The 15,157-nt window shown below is 35.5% G+C and carries 22 protein-coding genes and 1 tRNA gene; all 23 read left to right on the top strand.

Annotated elements, in window-relative coordinates; genetic code table 11:
* Positions 1-122 precede the first annotated feature (122 nt).
* The 23 genes from PXY01_RS01280 (at position 123) to PXY01_RS01180 (ending at position 15,062) form a co-directional block, all read left to right on the top strand.
* Positions 123-407 carry a hypothetical protein gene (locus PXY01_RS01280; protein ID WP_127566460.1) on the top strand — a complete coding sequence of 95 codons (285 nt, stop codon included), beginning with the start codon at positions 123-125 and terminating at the stop codon, positions 405-407.
* A 33-nt stretch (positions 408-440) separates the two neighbouring features.
* A complete protein-coding gene (locus tag PXY01_RS01275) occupies positions 441-731 on the top strand; it encodes a hypothetical protein (protein WP_127566458.1) in 291 nt (96 codons plus the stop codon).
* A 25-nt stretch (positions 732-756) separates the two neighbouring features.
* Complete coding sequence (locus PXY01_RS01270; protein ID WP_127566456.1) at positions 757-963, top strand: hypothetical protein; 207 nt, start codon at positions 757-759, stop codon at positions 961-963.
* Between the two features lie 48 nt (positions 964-1,011).
* Positions 1,012-1,230, top strand: a complete 219-nt coding sequence (locus tag PXY01_RS01265) for a hypothetical protein (RefSeq protein ID WP_127566454.1) — start codon at positions 1,012-1,014, stop codon at positions 1,228-1,230.
* Positions 1,231-1,845: 615 nt separating this feature from the next.
* Positions 1,846-3,183, top strand: a complete 1,338-nt coding sequence (locus PXY01_RS01260) for a DNA sulfur modification protein DndB (RefSeq protein ID WP_127566452.1) — start codon at positions 1,846-1,848, stop codon at positions 3,181-3,183.
* A 36-nt stretch (positions 3,184-3,219) separates the two neighbouring features.
* Positions 3,220-4,197, top strand: coding sequence for a phage lytic cycle repressor MrpR family protein (locus PXY01_RS01255; RefSeq protein WP_127566450.1), 978 nt, complete (start codon positions 3,220-3,222; stop codon positions 4,195-4,197).
* 152 nt (positions 4,198-4,349) lie between these two features.
* Positions 4,350-4,907 carry an accessory gene regulator B family protein gene (locus PXY01_RS23230; protein ID WP_373864263.1) on the top strand — a complete coding sequence of 186 codons (558 nt, stop codon included), beginning with the start codon at positions 4,350-4,352 and terminating at the stop codon, positions 4,905-4,907.
* Positions 4,908-5,807: 900 nt separating this feature from the next.
* Entirely contained in the window at positions 5,808-6,326 is a 519-nt protein-coding gene (locus tag PXY01_RS01245; protein ID WP_127566448.1) for a hypothetical protein, read from the top strand.
* Positions 6,327-6,517: 191 nt separating this feature from the next.
* Positions 6,518-6,769 carry a hypothetical protein gene (locus tag PXY01_RS01240; protein ID WP_127566446.1) on the top strand — a complete coding sequence of 84 codons (252 nt, stop codon included), beginning with the start codon at positions 6,518-6,520 and terminating at the stop codon, positions 6,767-6,769.
* 5 nt (positions 6,770-6,774) lie between these two features.
* Positions 6,775-7,197: a GTP pyrophosphokinase gene (locus PXY01_RS01235; RefSeq protein WP_246027755.1), complete on the top strand. Its 423-nt coding sequence runs from the start codon at positions 6,775-6,777 to the stop codon at positions 7,195-7,197.
* A gap of 287 nt (positions 7,198-7,484) precedes the next feature.
* The gene (locus PXY01_RS01230) at positions 7,485-8,114 is read left to right on the top strand and encodes a hypothetical protein (protein ID WP_127566444.1); all 630 of its coding nucleotides are present in this window, start codon (positions 7,485-7,487) and stop codon (positions 8,112-8,114) included.
* A 548-nt stretch (positions 8,115-8,662) separates the two neighbouring features.
* Positions 8,663-8,902, top strand: a complete 240-nt coding sequence (locus PXY01_RS01225; RefSeq protein ID WP_127566442.1) for a hypothetical protein — start codon at positions 8,663-8,665, stop codon at positions 8,900-8,902.
* Between the two features lie 251 nt (positions 8,903-9,153).
* Positions 9,154-9,453 carry a hypothetical protein gene (locus tag PXY01_RS01220; RefSeq protein ID WP_127566440.1) on the top strand — a complete coding sequence of 100 codons (300 nt, stop codon included), beginning with the start codon at positions 9,154-9,156 and terminating at the stop codon, positions 9,451-9,453.
* Between the two features lie 124 nt (positions 9,454-9,577).
* Positions 9,578-9,654, top strand: a tRNA-Ile gene (locus PXY01_RS22200).
* Between the two features lie 94 nt (positions 9,655-9,748).
* Positions 9,749-10,780, top strand: a complete 1,032-nt coding sequence (locus PXY01_RS01215; RefSeq protein WP_127566438.1) for a YorF family protein — start codon at positions 9,749-9,751, stop codon at positions 10,778-10,780.
* A gap of 31 nt (positions 10,781-10,811) precedes the next feature.
* Entirely contained in the window at positions 10,812-11,855 is a 1,044-nt protein-coding gene (locus PXY01_RS01210; protein WP_127566437.1) for an AAA family ATPase, read from the top strand.
* 41 nt (positions 11,856-11,896) lie between these two features.
* On the top strand, positions 11,897-12,196 hold the full coding sequence (locus tag PXY01_RS01205; RefSeq protein WP_127566435.1) for a hypothetical protein: 300 nt from the start codon (positions 11,897-11,899) through the stop codon (positions 12,194-12,196).
* 204 nt (positions 12,197-12,400) lie between these two features.
* Complete coding sequence (locus PXY01_RS01200) at positions 12,401-12,907, top strand: 3D domain-containing protein (protein ID WP_246027754.1); 507 nt, start codon at positions 12,401-12,403, stop codon at positions 12,905-12,907.
* Positions 12,908-12,944: 37 nt separating this feature from the next.
* Positions 12,945-13,193, top strand: a complete 249-nt coding sequence (locus tag PXY01_RS23225) for a nucleotide modification associated domain-containing protein (RefSeq protein ID WP_127566433.1) — start codon at positions 12,945-12,947, stop codon at positions 13,191-13,193.
* A complete protein-coding gene (locus PXY01_RS01190; RefSeq protein ID WP_127566431.1) occupies positions 13,190-13,738 on the top strand; it encodes a guanylate kinase in 549 nt (182 codons plus the stop codon). The genes PXY01_RS23225 and PXY01_RS01190 overlap by 4 nt, the downstream gene beginning before the upstream one ends.
* A gap of 19 nt (positions 13,739-13,757) precedes the next feature.
* Positions 13,758-14,258: a 5' nucleotidase, NT5C type gene (locus tag PXY01_RS01185; RefSeq protein WP_246027764.1), complete on the top strand. Its 501-nt coding sequence runs from the start codon at positions 13,758-13,760 to the stop codon at positions 14,256-14,258.
* Between the two features lie 15 nt (positions 14,259-14,273).
* Positions 14,274-14,441 carry a hypothetical protein gene (locus PXY01_RS22195; RefSeq protein WP_164744263.1) on the top strand — a complete coding sequence of 56 codons (168 nt, stop codon included), beginning with the start codon at positions 14,274-14,276 and terminating at the stop codon, positions 14,439-14,441.
* Between the two features lie 114 nt (positions 14,442-14,555).
* Complete coding sequence (locus PXY01_RS01180) at positions 14,556-15,062, top strand: DUF5662 family protein (protein ID WP_218028196.1); 507 nt, start codon at positions 14,556-14,558, stop codon at positions 15,060-15,062.
* Positions 15,063-15,157 lie beyond the last annotated feature (95 nt).

Raw genomic sequence — 15,157 nt, 5'->3', positions numbered from 1 at the left:
AAAGGAATCAGAGTTGTCAAAGGGAAGATCGTCGGTATTAAGTAACCAAACGAAAGTTCACTTTTATTGGGAAGGAGAAATTGAATTGGAAGGATACAAAAAATTAATCTGTAGTGATTGTAATGAAAATTTTTTTGCAAACGATACTGATGAAGGACTATGCTCAAATTGTTGAAAAGATTTTGAGAAAAAAAACAGAGTTATCAAATTTAATATTCACAGGATATAAAGATCGAAATGGTGAAAAAATTTGTATAGGTAGTAAAGTAGAATGGATTGACAGCGAAGGATTTCCTTGTGAAAGTGAAGTTATTATTAAGGATTGTATGATTGGAGTAGATTCATGGGAAGGATTTATTTTGGTTAAGGATTTTGGTAATAAATTTACAGTGGTCAAATCTGAATAAAGGTCAATTTTATGGGGAGGAGGCTGTGAATATTTGAAAATATGTGCCACATGTGGGAAACAAACCAATTCAAATTTTATATTCAATGACGATAATTTATGTTATCAGTGTGCAAAGAAAGTAACCCATCAAGAATCAGAAAATTTAAAACAACAAAGAAAATCAATCGGTAAGAAAATTAGGGCTATTTGGCACGAATTAAGGCAAAGTTGCACTCATGAAAACGGATATAGGAAAAATGAGGTTGAGGTAAGTGGTCTTAATATAGAATTTTACATTTGCAATGATTGTGGTCAGCGTGTGGATAAGACTAAAATCCAATAAAATGTCAGTTTGATGGGGGTAATAAATGGAGAAGTTATATGTGATAAAATGCGGTGACAGGTATGTTCGGTTTAATTTAGACGGATCTATGATTGGGTGTAAATATAAATCTTCGATTACAACTCTGGATTATTTAAATAAGTTACCTTTTAACGCTCCTTTAGCTGAAGCAAGTGGGATTATCAAGATTGAAGAAGTGCAATATCAAAATGTTTACGGTAAATCCGAATAATAATCCATTTCAGATAGGTGTATCGAGGGAATGAAAGAATGGTGAAAAATGAAGATAAAAATCGAGTTTACGGTAGAACTTGACATGCCAAGTGTACTAGATGATGATTATTTTGAAATAACTGTTTCGAAAAGAGACTTTAATAAAGAGGTTAGAAGGATTGTTCATGAGATTGTTCATAGTTCTGTGATCGACGGAGTAGTGCAAAATGATTTTGAAAGTAAAGTTCAGCAGATACTACTTGACGAGGGCTTAATTAAAAAGTGATAAAAATACTATTTTAAGAGGTAGTGACAAGTGAGCGGGCTGATAATAGAATGAGTGTCATTGTTAAGATGCAGGTCGAGGAGTGGGCACAAAAGCGCATGGGCGAAGTTGTGAATATCATGAGTAATTTATATAAAATTCCATGAAACACCATGGTTTTAAGATATCAATAGGAACGATTTTTGGAGCAAATGAAACTTGATACGTTTGAGGAAACAAATGCATTTGGGTTCTTGAGCAAGTCAATTCTGTACGTCTACTTAAAGAATGAGACGGATTCGAATTTTTACAGGTTTTAAATTATCTAGGTCGAGACAGATGGAAGTATTCTGGCTTAAAGGGCGATAGATATATCCTAAGTAGAGACAAGATCTATGGAGAGAATGCTATTTGGTGTAAAAATTATGCTATTTAGGAGAGAATTAGAAACGTGTGAGTAGATTGTGAAAGTGGATTTTATTATGGCAAAAAGATATACGTAAGAGGCATGCGTCAAGTGTGTTCCCTTGCATATGTCTTTTTTATTATTGTTTGTTTTAAATTTTAAAAAACTCGTGTATAATGATAAATAGCAAATCGATATTTAGGCGGTAAGTTGACAAAGGAGTTGTTACGATGAGTGAGGCCATTCAAGAGAAGGATTTTCTTGAAACAGTTTTTAGCGTCCTTGTTGAGGTGAACAAAAATAAGGAGCAGCAAAGAGAGATTGATGATCTTCTTAATGCCAATCACAGGATTCCTAGAGGAGTATTCGATGAATTACTTGTTAATCCTGCAAAATTTGAATCCCTTTCAGAAGAGGAAAAGGCTGTGTTTGTAACTGTGTTTTATACTGTTACGAAAAATGAAGACACCAACCCTTCAAATTTTTACTCATCCAGAGAAATCAAAAATGCGGAGAGGTATAAAAGAGAAGTAGTCGAGCAATTAACGCTACCGTACACCTTTGAAGGTGTTATTGCAGCTCCATCTGGAAGAGATTACGTCACGATTATGAGCTATCAAGAAGTTGTGAAGTTATGGCTGTCAAAGATATTGACATACAATTTTGACACACAGAGATTGTCTAAGAAGAAGGCTAAAAAAGATGGAACGTTCTTAGAGAAAATTGACATAAACCAAAAGAGCGTAAAAAACATCGCTCGTTTAATGACAGAGGGGAAATACAAGGCAGATACGCTTTTGTTTAATATTTTGGTTGATGGTAACGACGATGTTGAATATTCGAACGGCGATTTAACGATAGGAGAAGGGACGACGCTCAATCTGATCGATGGCGCTCATCGTGTCACAGCGATGATCAAGGTGTTAGAAGACAACCCTAATTTTGATGGCTTTATAAACGTGGCTATAAAACACTTTCCTCTTCAAGAAGCGCAATTTTTGCTTGGCCAAGTTAACACGGTTAACCGATTCGATAAAACGCTGATAAAAAATTATATGAGCGAAACTATTGGAGCGCAAATCACAAAAGATTTGATGAATATTCCTGAGCTTAGAAACCGAGTTTCAATTAAGACGACATTGGATAAAAAGATTCTCTACTTTACCAACTTTGCGATTCTATCTGAGTCAATTGAGTCAATTTTTGAGCCAAAAAACACTAAAGATAGGTATGATTTTACCGAGGCCTTAAAAAAATTCTTCGGGTATTTGATTCCTTCATTCGAAAGCGAATTGACCACAAATAAATCCGAGGTTGCAAAAGTGTCTTGGATTAACCATCATAATATGTTTGTTGGGTTTGTGGTTGTAGCTAAAAAACTTTACGATAAGTATGGTAAAGATTTTCCGGTTGATGAGATCGTAAGAATCATCAATGCAATTGATCTGTCAAAAACTGAAGGTTCGGAATTCAATACTCTCATGGCGGGCCAAGGAAAAGTGAATTCAAATCGAGTGAAGCGCAGCATTCGTAAATTCTTTGAGGAGAAAGTCGATGCATTGTTGTAGAAAACAATGCATCTCTTCTGGTGAGGGGGAAGATAAATGTCAAATGTAATTTACGAGGATAAATATCACAACGAAGATTTGAAGAGGGATTTTTTGGAGATCCATAAGGAAGGTACACAAAAAATATTTCAGAGGATGTTTAAAGTATCTCGGTTAATAGAAAGCGAGCTTGGAAAAGACCTTTATGATTTCAATCTTGAGGAACTTCGTCGCTTGTTTTTTATGTACAAACCTAAGACAGAGGCAAGTAGCAACAGTAACGTTACTTTGATAGGCAAGTATATCGATTGGTGTATTGACGAAGGACACTTAAAAGACATCAATCCGCTAGACATGGTTTCAACCGAATGGAAGAGACAGTTCGTTAATAGGCAAGTTAAATCATTTTGGACTGACAAAGAGTTGGATGAAATTATTGATAGTAGACACAATGCCTCTGATGCTGTAATTATTGAGCTTTTACGAAATGGTGTTAGAGGTATTGCGAACAGTGAGATCACTCTTCTTACAAAAAATGCGGTAGATGCTTTTAATAATCAATTGCATTTGATTGATGATGAAGGGAACAAGAGGACGATTATTGTATCTGATAAATGTATCAAATTGTGTGAGCAAGCAATCAGAGAGTCAGAATACGAAAAAATGAACGGTAACACAAGTTCTAATATCAAGTCACCAATGGCTCAGTTAGTAGACAATGAATTTGTGGTCAGACTAGCTAAGACTAGAGTAAAGAGCGAGCACAGCGAAGCTGATAAGAACGTGGTACATCGTCGATTAAAGAAAATAGCAGATGAGATCGGTGAACCGAATTTCGCTGCAACTCTCAATATTGCACGATCTGGTATGTTGGCAATGGCTAAAGATCGCTATCTGTTAAATGGCGAGTTGACTGATGTTGATGTTATCGAGATTGCTATTCAATTTGGCGAAGATAAGGATAGTGGAGTATATCGATTGAAGAACGACTTCTTGAATGTTGAAACAATAAAACAGGTATACAGTTTAACCTAGACATACTGTGTCTAGGTTTTTTGTTTTGCTCCAGAACAATAAGAGATACTGCTAATCATGAAGATAAAATAAAAAATAAAGTATAAGAAATAGTACTTATATTTTGTTGACTTTCCTTTTAAGACCATGATATATTAAATATAGGAAATGAGGTGTGGGTTATATTGATAAGTCGATTAAGTAAAAGAATTGTTAAGTGGATATATGACAATCTTGACGACGAAAATAGGACTAGATTTGATCAAGGTTCAACAAGTATAATAGAACTAGAAAAAGGTCTAAAAATTACTTTTTTGTACATAATGATAATTATATCGATAGTTATCTCCTCTTACTGGATCGAAAAGACTGATTTGATTTTTTCATCAATTTGTTTAGTATTTATTCGTCTTTTAAATGGAGGGCATCATTTTAAGCCAGATTTATGTTATCTAGTAACAACATCGGTTATTATTGGAACCCCAATAATAAGTCCATATATGGATAAATTTTGGTTATTTGCGTTTTTGTGGACACTGTTTATTTCATTATTATTTACCCCATTCAATAAACATACTAAGAAAAATGATTATTTAAGAAAAATATTCATCGTATTTCTAATTCTAGTAGCTTATTCGTTAGAATTAAAAATTCTTATAACATCATTATTCATACTCTCATTTGATTGGATTAAATATGAAGGCGGTCGGGGGAAATGGAGGAAAGGTTGAGCAATTTTGCTGGCTATATGTTCTTCAGTTCTATGGAATACTTGGTATGCATATTGCTCATATTTTCAATATTTAACTTGGAAATTAAATACTATATTAAAGAAACGATAATCACTACAGAAATAACATCTCTTTTGTCATATTTTTTATTAGTTAACGGCGTTTTTAGTATTGTCCCTTCCTTTATTATTATCATTTTTATTTTTGTTATTTGCTTTTGGATTATATATCAAAAGAAAGTATCATATTCCTTAGTTGTTGTAATAGCTGGATCATTGACTTACGGATTCGTATCACTATTAAGTTCTTCATTATTCAGTCATTATAATGTTATTACTGTAAATGAAATAATTAATCAATCATTTGGTCTTAAAACATATTTGATACAATCTCTGAATGCATCGATTGGATTAACGGTTGCTATTTACGTTAAGTTGACAAGAGGCGGATTCGGTTTTATGTTCAGAGGACATGGATATAAGAAGTTTATAACTGTGTCGGTTCTTTTATTGATATTCTTAACTTTTGTTTATTATTCACTTGAGTACAATGTATCATCATCTGTTTTAATTGGGTTTACAATTTCAATCTTCGTCTCTTTACTAGTGATGCTTTTTTTATCATACAAGCGCGACCAGAAAGAGTTCTCATAATTTGTGTTGATTTATATATTTTAAATAGGAGGTGATTATCAATGAAGAAGATACTTAAATTTTCTAACGCAGCCGCAGCGCTTTTAGCAGTAGTAACATTACTGCCAGAAATTACACCACTTAAGTTCTGGATTTTTTGTGATTTAGAAAAATAATACGTACTTATCAATCAGGAAGAACGCATCTAAGTATTTTAAGATGCGTTCTTCTATGATATATAAGTATGTATAGAAAGGGCGGTATTGGAGTGCAGTTAGAAAATTTAAAACAATTTCTAAGGAACTTAGTATTGTCTGGAGACAAAAAAGCGGTAGGGAATGTCTTTAAATTAGTTATAGACGAAATGAAAGATGAATATTTAATTATTCCTTTTGGAATTAATGAATTTAAGGAGCAAATACTGTCTGATGTAATGTTCTTTTATAAACCTAAAAGACAATTAGGCGAATTACAACTTGTCAATGGAAAAGTTATTAAACTAAAAGATCCGAGTGATAACGCTTGGGCTTATATTGAATCCAATTATCCTCAGTTCAAGTGCCTTCAGCATGGTTATTTAGTTAATATGGATTTAGTAATTAGCTATGATTCTTTTAAGAATGAAGTTTATTTTTCAAATGGAACTTCTAAAGTAGTAACAGGAATGGCAATCAAAAATATCGTATCGAAAGCAAAGTATGACTTAAGAGATTTGAATAGTGCAAAAGGAGAGTATTATCCAAGAAAAAAGAAAGAAATTTCAGTTGTCAAGCCTTTAAGGGAATGATTGCGTGATTTGCGGTGTTTTATCGGAATTCGACAAAATAAGACATAAATCTGATGTATATGCATAAAATAGTCCACATTGCAAGTCTAATTTTTTCTAGAAGAAAATTATCCTACAATTCTACCATTGTTTGTAGGATAATTTTCTTATAAGTGAAATACTAAATAGTCGTCGCAGAGCGGAGGGGTTGAATGGGTTCTTATCTAGAAGATCAACTTTGGGAGACATGGGAGGATGATGTGGGTAGTTTCTTTAAGTGGTTAAAAGTTATTTGCGAACTTGACGAGGATAATGAGGTATATCGAATTTTTCAAAGTTGCGTTGAAACTACAAACGACCTGAGAGAATATATAGGCAACTTTTTTGATGGAGATTTGGACAATCTAGAGGCAACTGCTTATGGTTATCGCAAGTGGAAACAATCAACTATAAAAGGGGCATAGTACATATGGCAACACTAGAAAAGGCGATTAAAATAGCAGTATTGATGCATGAAGGTCAAACTGATAAAAGTGGTAGACCATATATTTTACATCCCCTGCGATTAATGCATAAGGCAACAATTTCAGAAGATCAACGTATTGTTGCAGTTTTGCATGACATCGTTGAGAACACTTCATATACATTAAATGATCTAAAGTTTGACGGATTTAGCGACGATATCATTTCTGCTATAGATCATTTAACAAAACGAGAAAATGAAGCCTATGAGGATTATATTGACAGATTGGGACAAAATGAACTTGCCAAACAGGTTAAATTTTTAGAGATTAATGATAATTTGAGAGGATCAAGTTTGAACAGCGTCATTGATCTAAACAGCAACCATATTCAAGAATATCGTATGGCAGCTCAACGACTCCTTGGATAATATGACGATCTACTCGTCATATTATCCAGTTTGGACGTTCCGTAGGTAATAAATCGAGTATTTCAATGGCCGAAAGAGGAGGGAATTAAGTTGATCTAGCAGCTCGGATACCGTTTGATTGGCAAGGATTATTGAGCGCTAATCGATTTAAAAAATAAAATATTAAAAACAGACTCATATGTATTGACTTCAAAAACTGGAAAATGCTATTATTGATTATGCAGAAGGTGGTCAATACATATGAGTTAGGTTAAAAATCAAAATTCAAATTTAAGGAGAGATGTTCGTTGAAAATCTCAATTACTCGCGGTCTCGCAGAACTTAAGACATTAGATAGTCGTATCAGAAAAGCAATCCAAGAAACATCATATATTGGATTGGTGACTGGTAAGAAAGCAATTGTTGGTTACAAAGATAATACTGAGTATGAAAGCAAAGTTAAGTCCAACTATCAATCTGTAAATGATTTAATCAAGCGTAGAAACAATATAAAAGCAGCAATTGTAAAATCAAACGCAGAAACAATTGTTACTGTTGGCGGCAAGGAAATGACGGTCGCTGAAGCTATCGAAAGAAAATCATCTATTGAGTATGAACAGTTATTGTTACACAAACTGACCAATGAGTATGCGGCAGCCATACGGAAATACGAACAGGAAGAGGAGAAGGTAAAAGGTCGTCTCGATGAACTTATTAAAACGACATTTGGCAGTGATAAAAAACCGACTGCAGATCAGTACGATGCGACTTCTAAGCCATTTCTTGAACAGAATGAACCAAAGCTAATTGATCCATTAAAATTAAAAAATGAAATTGATAAACTAAGTTGTGAGATTGAAGAATTCCTTACGAATGTAGACTATGAACTAAGTACCATTAATGCAATAACGCAAATTGAAATACCAGATTCAATTTAAATAATAGTTCACTGCCAATACTCCGAAATCAGACGAACCAAAGACCGCATGAGTGGTTCGGTTATACCGCTCAACCTTTGAAGATTAAACAATGGATTATTATCTAAATTTCTTACAATGTAGATAATTACCTATAAAAGATAATAAAAGTTCAAAGTTCAACTCTCATAGGTTAAAGTTTAAGACTCAAAGATCTTTAAGTTCAAAGTTAAGGTTTCAAACTCCAAAGGTCGATAAAATCCACGATTAACGGTTAGCACGTAATTCTTTGTTGACGTGATCTGATACCGCGTGGCTGGAGTGTTGGCAACAGTGTTGGTTATGGAAAGGATAGCGGTTGTTCGTTGGGCTATCTAATGCAGAGAATATGAGGTGAAGGCTCTGCGGTTGTAGTCGATGAGGGGAGAAAGGTTACTCGCACGTTTATCGAGACATTATCTATAAATGTAAGTCTTTGAAAAAGGATCAAGTTGTGAGATAAATTATCAGAGATGCAGGATATGCCACCCTGCCATTGACTATTAAAATAAAATAAGGAGGTGAGTAATTTGACTAACGTAGGAGAAGATTTTGAAAACTTCGTCAATCAAACGAATGAGATTCCCGAAGTTCGAAAACGCCTGCAGTCACTATATGAAGTAGGCGACTTTGTAGAAATTGAAAGGTCTGATAATCAATACAATGTCGGTAGAACTGCAAAGGTGCTACAAGTAAAAGAAGATGCGCTGCGAGTGAAAGTTTTGGATAATGGAGAAGAGTTTTGGATTGATGTGGATAGTGTGTTTTAATAAGCCATCGGGAGGTAATAACTCTGAATGGGGTTCTGCGATATCTTAGAAAGAGAAAAGAAGAACAAAAAGTTAAATATGATTTAGAACTAAATGTCCCTGTAATGACTATGGAAGAAGTAAGAGATGTATGCTTGATGAAAAATTAAAGGGCACAACTCCACTATCTGAAATGATTGTACAAGAAAGGGAGAAGCATAGAATAGAATGAAATATATACATTTCAAGGGAGATGGGAAGGGTAAAAGAAGATGAACACTTGGGGCGCATTTATGTTGGGCGAAGCGAATAGAGGTAGAGAGATGATGGTTTTCGATTGGGATAAGGCTGCAAGACTAATCAAAGAAAGGAACGCGAATTCGGTATCTGCTGGTTTAAGCGGTGACTGGGAATGGACAGGCGGAATTATTTTCAAAGACGGCAAGCCTAATTATAATAGCTATACATATCTAGCATCAACATGGGCTACTCCTGAACTAGAAATTGATGGCGAGTATTTCGACTGTTACTTGATGGAAAGTGAAACGTCATGGGACGAAGATACAAAGTGACCTCAGTCGGCAATTTCTATTTTGAACAACAAATAAATCTTCATTCGATGAGATGTCGAACAAACAATGACGAAGAGAATTTACTAAATTTCGAATATTTGAAATGCTAGTTATGATGTTTTCTCGGAGGTAAGCGATCTGGTGGATGGCGACGTTCTTATACAGCGTTAAAGGTGAGTTCGATCCTCACACCTCCGACCAATAAATCAACACTCGCAAGTTGAGTGATTATATAGATTGCTTTACCGATTGTTGATTTAAAAACTAAAAATGCAAAGGGAGATTGATTAATTTAATGGGAAATGTTAAAAAGGCGACATACGGTAACTTCGTATTAAAGGGTATTGTGACAGGCGTGTCACGAGAAGGGGCATTTACTGAAGGTCAAAAAGATGGCGGCAACCCTTGGAAGAAAGTTCAATTCAGTATTAAGACCAGTAAGACTGACTTTGTGCATGTTGAGTTATTGGGGTCAAAATCAAAAGAAGTTCAATTTGTGTATCGCGACCCAAGTGAAGGGAAACGTGACTTCAGCAAGACACTAAAAGTAAAATGGACAGATCGCTATAAAGAGCGGACAGATGATTATGAAATTCAGAATACCATTAAGGTTGGTCTTGAACGAGATGAAGATGGCAAAAAGAAAAAAGAGAATAAGACACTTGTTCCATACGATGCCGTGGAATATATTAAAAAATACTTAAAAGATGGCGAGTCAGTATTTATTCGCGGTCGAATCGAAATCACAGAATATAACGGCAAGGCTCCAGAGATATTTAAAATTCAACAAATTTACGTCACTAACGATCTAATTAATCTCGATGCTGATAACTTCATTAAAGAAGCCTCTTTTGATCAAGAGATTGTATTTGTTGATTGTGAAAACGAGGATAATGATACAGGCAAGACATTTATTAATACATATATTATCTATAAGAAAGATAATGAACTGCGACATGTCCCATACAAATTCGCAATCGATTCCAAGAAATATGAGGGAGATAAAGAAAAATACTCATCTTTACAAAAGCTTATTCAAAGTTTTCAAAAACTAACGTTTGGCTCCACAATTCGAGTAAGTGGCAATATTAATTTTGGCGTAGTTCTCGGTCGAGAAGAAGAAACTGGAGATGATTTTGGTGGATTTGCTCCTGAAGGTCAAGACAATTACGTTATCAAAGATTATATTAAAGAGCTAGAGATTACTAAAGGTGATGGCAGCACCCTTAAGCGAGATTACTATACAGAGAGAGATTTTGAATATCAAACGAACCCATTTGAATCTGAGGAACTTTTTGAGGATGATTCGGAAGATTTGCCGTTTTAATAGTATCCAATATAAAAAATAAAAAAATGGAGTGATTATTATTTCCCAATTAAGACGCGCATCGCGCAGAAAAGCAAAACTTAAACTTGGTTTAGCAGCTCCGTCAGGTGGAGGAAAGACGCTAGGATCATTGCTAATTGCTTACGGTCTGATGCTTGAAAAATATCCTGATGCCACAGAAGATGAACGATGGTCAAAAATTGCCATCATTGATACAGAGAATGGTAGCGGAGAGTTATATGTCGGATTAACAATTGATGGACTCAAGATTGGCGAATATTTCACAATTCCAGTTACACCTCCATTTACTCCTAAGAAGTACATTGAAGGAATTAAGACGTGCCATAGTGAAGGTATCGAAGTATGTATCCTTGATTCGGCCTCACATGCTTGGGCAGGACAGGGTGGTTTGCTTGAGCAACAAGGGAATGTTGCTAAACGTACAGGAAACAGTTATACGGCATGGCGAGATGTAACACCATTACATAATCAATTTGTTGATACGATGCTTCAAACAGATATACATATTATTGTGACGATGCGTAGTAAAACGGAGTATGTAATCGAGAAGGATAGTAATGGCAAATCAAGCGTTCGCAAAGTCGGTCTTGCGCCAATCCAGCGTGACGGTATGGAGTATGAGTTTACTGCATTCTTCGATATTGATGCAGAGCATAATGCATATGGTAGCAAAGACCGTACAACAATCTTTGACCAACAATACTTTAAAATCTCGCCTGAGACTGGTAGGCAACTTATGAGATGGCTTGAGACTGGCGAGGATGTAAGAGTGACTAATGCCCCCCCAAGTATTAAGAAGGCGGAAGCAGCGCCAGCAGAAGAAGAGAAGAACGGATCTAAAAACAATATGCTCGAAGTTCCTGATTTAGAGTTTGAGGAGTTTAAATCTCTACTGACTGTGCTGTGCCAAGAGAAATCTAAAGACAAATCGATTGGCTCTAAAAAGGTACGTGAAGTCATCAACGCAGTTCTCGATGGAGGAACAATAGCCGATACTACTGAGTTTGATTTTGATGAAATTAAAGAGTTATATAAACAAATTCTCACATTGTAATAAAAAATTTATTTCAAAAGGTGATAAAGGTGGAAATTTCAATGAGAGGCATTCCTGTATCGGGCAGCGCAGTTGCTTCTAGTTTAAGTGGGTATTGGACTGAGTACAAAGACAAACTAAATAATTCGGAGGTTAGCGCTATGGCGTATTATCTTTACGAAGTAACGGTTGTTGATCAAGGCGGCTCTATCACTCTTGATAAAAAAGTAGTGGCAAAAGATGAAGAATCTGCAAAATTTAAAGCGGGAGTTTATAGGCTTCTAGAAGAAGAATCATTGAACCCTGAGGATGTTACAATTGTTGCATCTAAGGGTCATGCTGTCAAAGTTAAAGATAGATAATTGAGGTAGCCCATAATAGTTGTCTCAACTTATTACAGAGAACACGGATATAGCAAAATTCAATGTGCTTATGAGTATGTTATGAGTTTAGGGTAAAATAAATACAATTATAAACATATAAGAGTTAGTCTTCGAAGCCTTAGTAAAAGCATTAATCCGCGAGTAGCTAAGGCTTTCTTGAAAAATGAACACTCAGGAGGTTAGATGATTAAGACGCTGATTGCTTTATCCTTAATCGCTTCGCACTTCTTTTTGTACTTTGAAGAAGCGAAGGAGAGAGCAGCAAACCCAATCGACAAATTAATGAGATATAAGACCGAGATAGAGATGAAGACTCAGCCTAAGAACGAGCAAGAGGTAATAGTTGAATCATATAAAGAAGATAAATATGAGATATTTGAAGTAACTGCATACACGGCATACGAAGAATCCACAAGTAAAACACCTAAAGATCCTCTGTTTGGTATTACTGCAAGTGGAAAGAAGGTAGAAGAAAACCGCACGGCGGCTTGCCCAAAGACTATGCCATTTGGAACTGAACTTTACATACCTTATTTTGATAATACCTTTGTCTGTGAAGATCGCGGAGGAGCAATAAAAGAAGGAAAGCTTGACATTTACATGGAGGATTTAGACGATGCTTTAGCGTTTGGAAGACGTAATCTTAAAGTGTTGGTTATTTATCCAGAAGACGAGGTGAAAGAAGATTAAGACGCAGGAACAATGGATCGTTGAGAAAATTGAAGAGATGAAGTCGACGCTGATATGTAAAAATAGTGACTATGGAGACGCATTTGCAAAGCGTTACTCTAAACATGGAATTCTCTCGGCCTTCATTAGAATGGAAGATAAGTGGCTTAGGCTTGAGAATTTAATCGGTGGCGCAAGTCAACAAGTAGCAAACGAATCAGTCTATGATACAATTAAGGATCTAGCTGGGTATTGTATTTTAACGTTAATTGAACTTGATAAGGAGAGAGGCATTAACACGGTATGATAACCAATAAACTATTCCTTGTCTCAGGAGTCAGTGGTAGCGGAAAAACTACTATTATGCGCTCTGTTATGGATAATGAACTCATTAGCTTCACTACTCGCGAACCTCGTGTTGGTGAAGTGAATGGTGTAGATTATATTTTCATCACTAAAGACGAGTTTAGCTATTTGCTTAAAAATAATGGTCTAATTGAATTTACTGAATATGCGGGAAATCAATATGGTCTTACTAGAAAAGAATATGAAAATAAGTTATCAAAAGGCGATGCATTTGTTGTGGTAGATATTCACGGAATGCGTCAACTAAAAAAGGTTCATGAAAAATGTATCTCTATATATGTATATGCAGAAAAAGATGAGGTCGAATTAAATATGCGCGACCGCGGCGATAGCGAAGAAAGTATTATTAAGCGTCTCAAAACATATGATGACGAAATTAATAATATGATTTATTACGACCATGTTGTAATTAATGAACGAGGCCGCATTGATGAAACGATTGAATGCGTGCGAGACATACTGCAGAAGGAGATGTCGGAAAATTAAGCAGCGAATTTTTGTGGATATGGATAATGTGATCGCCAATCTTACCGATCCTTGGCTAGAAAGTTATAATAATACATATAATGACCACTTGAAAGTTTCAGATATCACTATGTGGGATTGGCATGTTATCACGAAGCCGGAAGCGCAAGAAAAGATATATAAACTACTCACGCCCGAATTATTTGAATCTCTCCCAGTCATTGAAGGTTCACAAGAGGTGTTAGAAAAACTAGTAAAAGACTATGAGGTTTTTATAGCGACGGCGGCAGGAGAGGCGTCAATCATCCCTGCAAAGGCGAAATGGTTGAAAAAACATTTTCCATTTATCAACAAGGATAAAATTGTATATGCTATAGATAAGAGTATTTGCTATGGAGACTACCTTATCGATGACAAGCCTGAAAACCTGCTAACTTTCAGAGGAAAAGGATTATTGTTTGATGCAGAGCATAATCAGAACGAGCATCGATTTGAGCGTTTTAAAAATTGGAATGAGATTGCGAATTATTTTGGTGTATAAAAGGAGAAGAGAAAGTTGCTAAAAGAAAATAAACGGCGCAATGTTCCCGAACAAGATAAGAAGCAGCATCTCGCTACGAAACTGCATAAAAAGAAAAAACAGAAAATCCGTGAAGAATACGAAGATGAGTATCAGGTTGAGGTATTGAGCGAATCATTCTGGATTGGGCGCGATGAGTACTAAGGCAATCAAATACTAATTTTTTTAGTCTCTTCGGATTATTTGGTGGAATGATACTTTATCGAAATCCATTATTTCAATAAATTGGTTACCCATATTGCGAAGGAGAGTGAAGGAATGGAGTACTCAAAAGAGGACTGCATTAGAGACACCAAGGAGCATATCAGTCAGGTTCGCGAGTTTATGATGGTTGTTGTTAATCAGTTAATCCAACGTGCTTTAGTGCATGACAAGTCGAAATTAGAATCTCCAGAGGTTGAGATATTCACCGAATACACACCGAAGTTAAAGAATAGTACATACGGTTCGGAAGAATATAAGTCTTTCTTGAAAGGCATGGGCGAAGCATTGACGCATCACTATGAACATAACTCACACCACCCAGAACACTATAAAAAGTTCGTATGCAACGGTTGTTTTGCTGAATACAAGGGCGCTATGCCTAACAAATGTGCTGTATGTGGATATTCACAGTTTCAAGAGGAGCCAGATATTACACAAATGAACCTATTGGACATAATGGAAATGTTCTGTGACTGGAAAGCGGCAACAATGAGACATGCTGACGGAGACATTAGGAAGTCGATTGAGTTTAACAAAAAAACGATTCAAATATTCAGATGATTTGGAGCAGATATTCAAAAACACAGCCAAGTTGTTTGATGCGTAGTACGACGAAAATTCGCATTATGAACTGGAAATTAAAACGCCCATTCCAA

The organism is Paenibacillus xylaniclasticus, assembly GCF_004001065.1.
GTDB lineage: Bacteria > Bacillota > Bacilli > Paenibacillales > Paenibacillaceae > Paenibacillus_T > Paenibacillus_T xylaniclasticus.
The sequence above is the reverse complement of the archived record's forward strand: the minus strand, read 5'-3'. Positions and strand labels throughout refer to the sequence as shown.

Coding starts and splice junctions, on each gene's coding strand:
- PXY01_RS01280 (WP_127566460.1), top strand. CDS start 123: ATGAAAATTTTTTTGCAAACGATACTGATGAAGGACTATGCTCAAATT.
- PXY01_RS01270 (WP_127566456.1), top strand. CDS start 757: ATGGAGAAGTTATATGTGATAAAATGCGGTGACAGGTATGTTCGGTTT.
- PXY01_RS01265 (WP_127566454.1), top strand. CDS start 1,012: ATGAAGATAAAAATCGAGTTTACGGTAGAACTTGACATGCCAAGTGTA.
- PXY01_RS01260 (WP_127566452.1), top strand. CDS start 1,846: ATGAGTGAGGCCATTCAAGAGAAGGATTTTCTTGAAACAGTTTTTAGC.
- PXY01_RS01255 (WP_127566450.1), top strand. CDS start 3,220: ATGTCAAATGTAATTTACGAGGATAAATATCACAACGAAGATTTGAAG.
- PXY01_RS01240 (WP_127566446.1), top strand. CDS start 6,518: ATGGGTTCTTATCTAGAAGATCAACTTTGGGAGACATGGGAGGATGAT.
- PXY01_RS01235 (WP_246027755.1), top strand. CDS start 6,775: ATGGCAACACTAGAAAAGGCGATTAAAATAGCAGTATTGATGCATGAA.
- PXY01_RS01220 (WP_127566440.1), top strand. CDS start 9,154: ATGAACACTTGGGGCGCATTTATGTTGGGCGAAGCGAATAGAGGTAGA.
- PXY01_RS01215 (WP_127566438.1), top strand. CDS start 9,749: ATGGGAAATGTTAAAAAGGCGACATACGGTAACTTCGTATTAAAGGGT.
- PXY01_RS01205 (WP_127566435.1), top strand. CDS start 11,897: ATGAGAGGCATTCCTGTATCGGGCAGCGCAGTTGCTTCTAGTTTAAGT.
- PXY01_RS01200 (WP_246027754.1), top strand. CDS start 12,401: ATGATTAAGACGCTGATTGCTTTATCCTTAATCGCTTCGCACTTCTTT.
- PXY01_RS23225 (WP_127566433.1), top strand. CDS start 12,945: ATGAAGTCGACGCTGATATGTAAAAATAGTGACTATGGAGACGCATTT.
- PXY01_RS01190 (WP_127566431.1), top strand. CDS start 13,190: ATGATAACCAATAAACTATTCCTTGTCTCAGGAGTCAGTGGTAGCGGA.
- PXY01_RS01185 (WP_246027764.1), top strand. CDS start 13,758: ATGGATAATGTGATCGCCAATCTTACCGATCCTTGGCTAGAAAGTTAT.
- PXY01_RS01180 (WP_218028196.1), top strand. CDS start 14,556: ATGGAGTACTCAAAAGAGGACTGCATTAGAGACACCAAGGAGCATATC.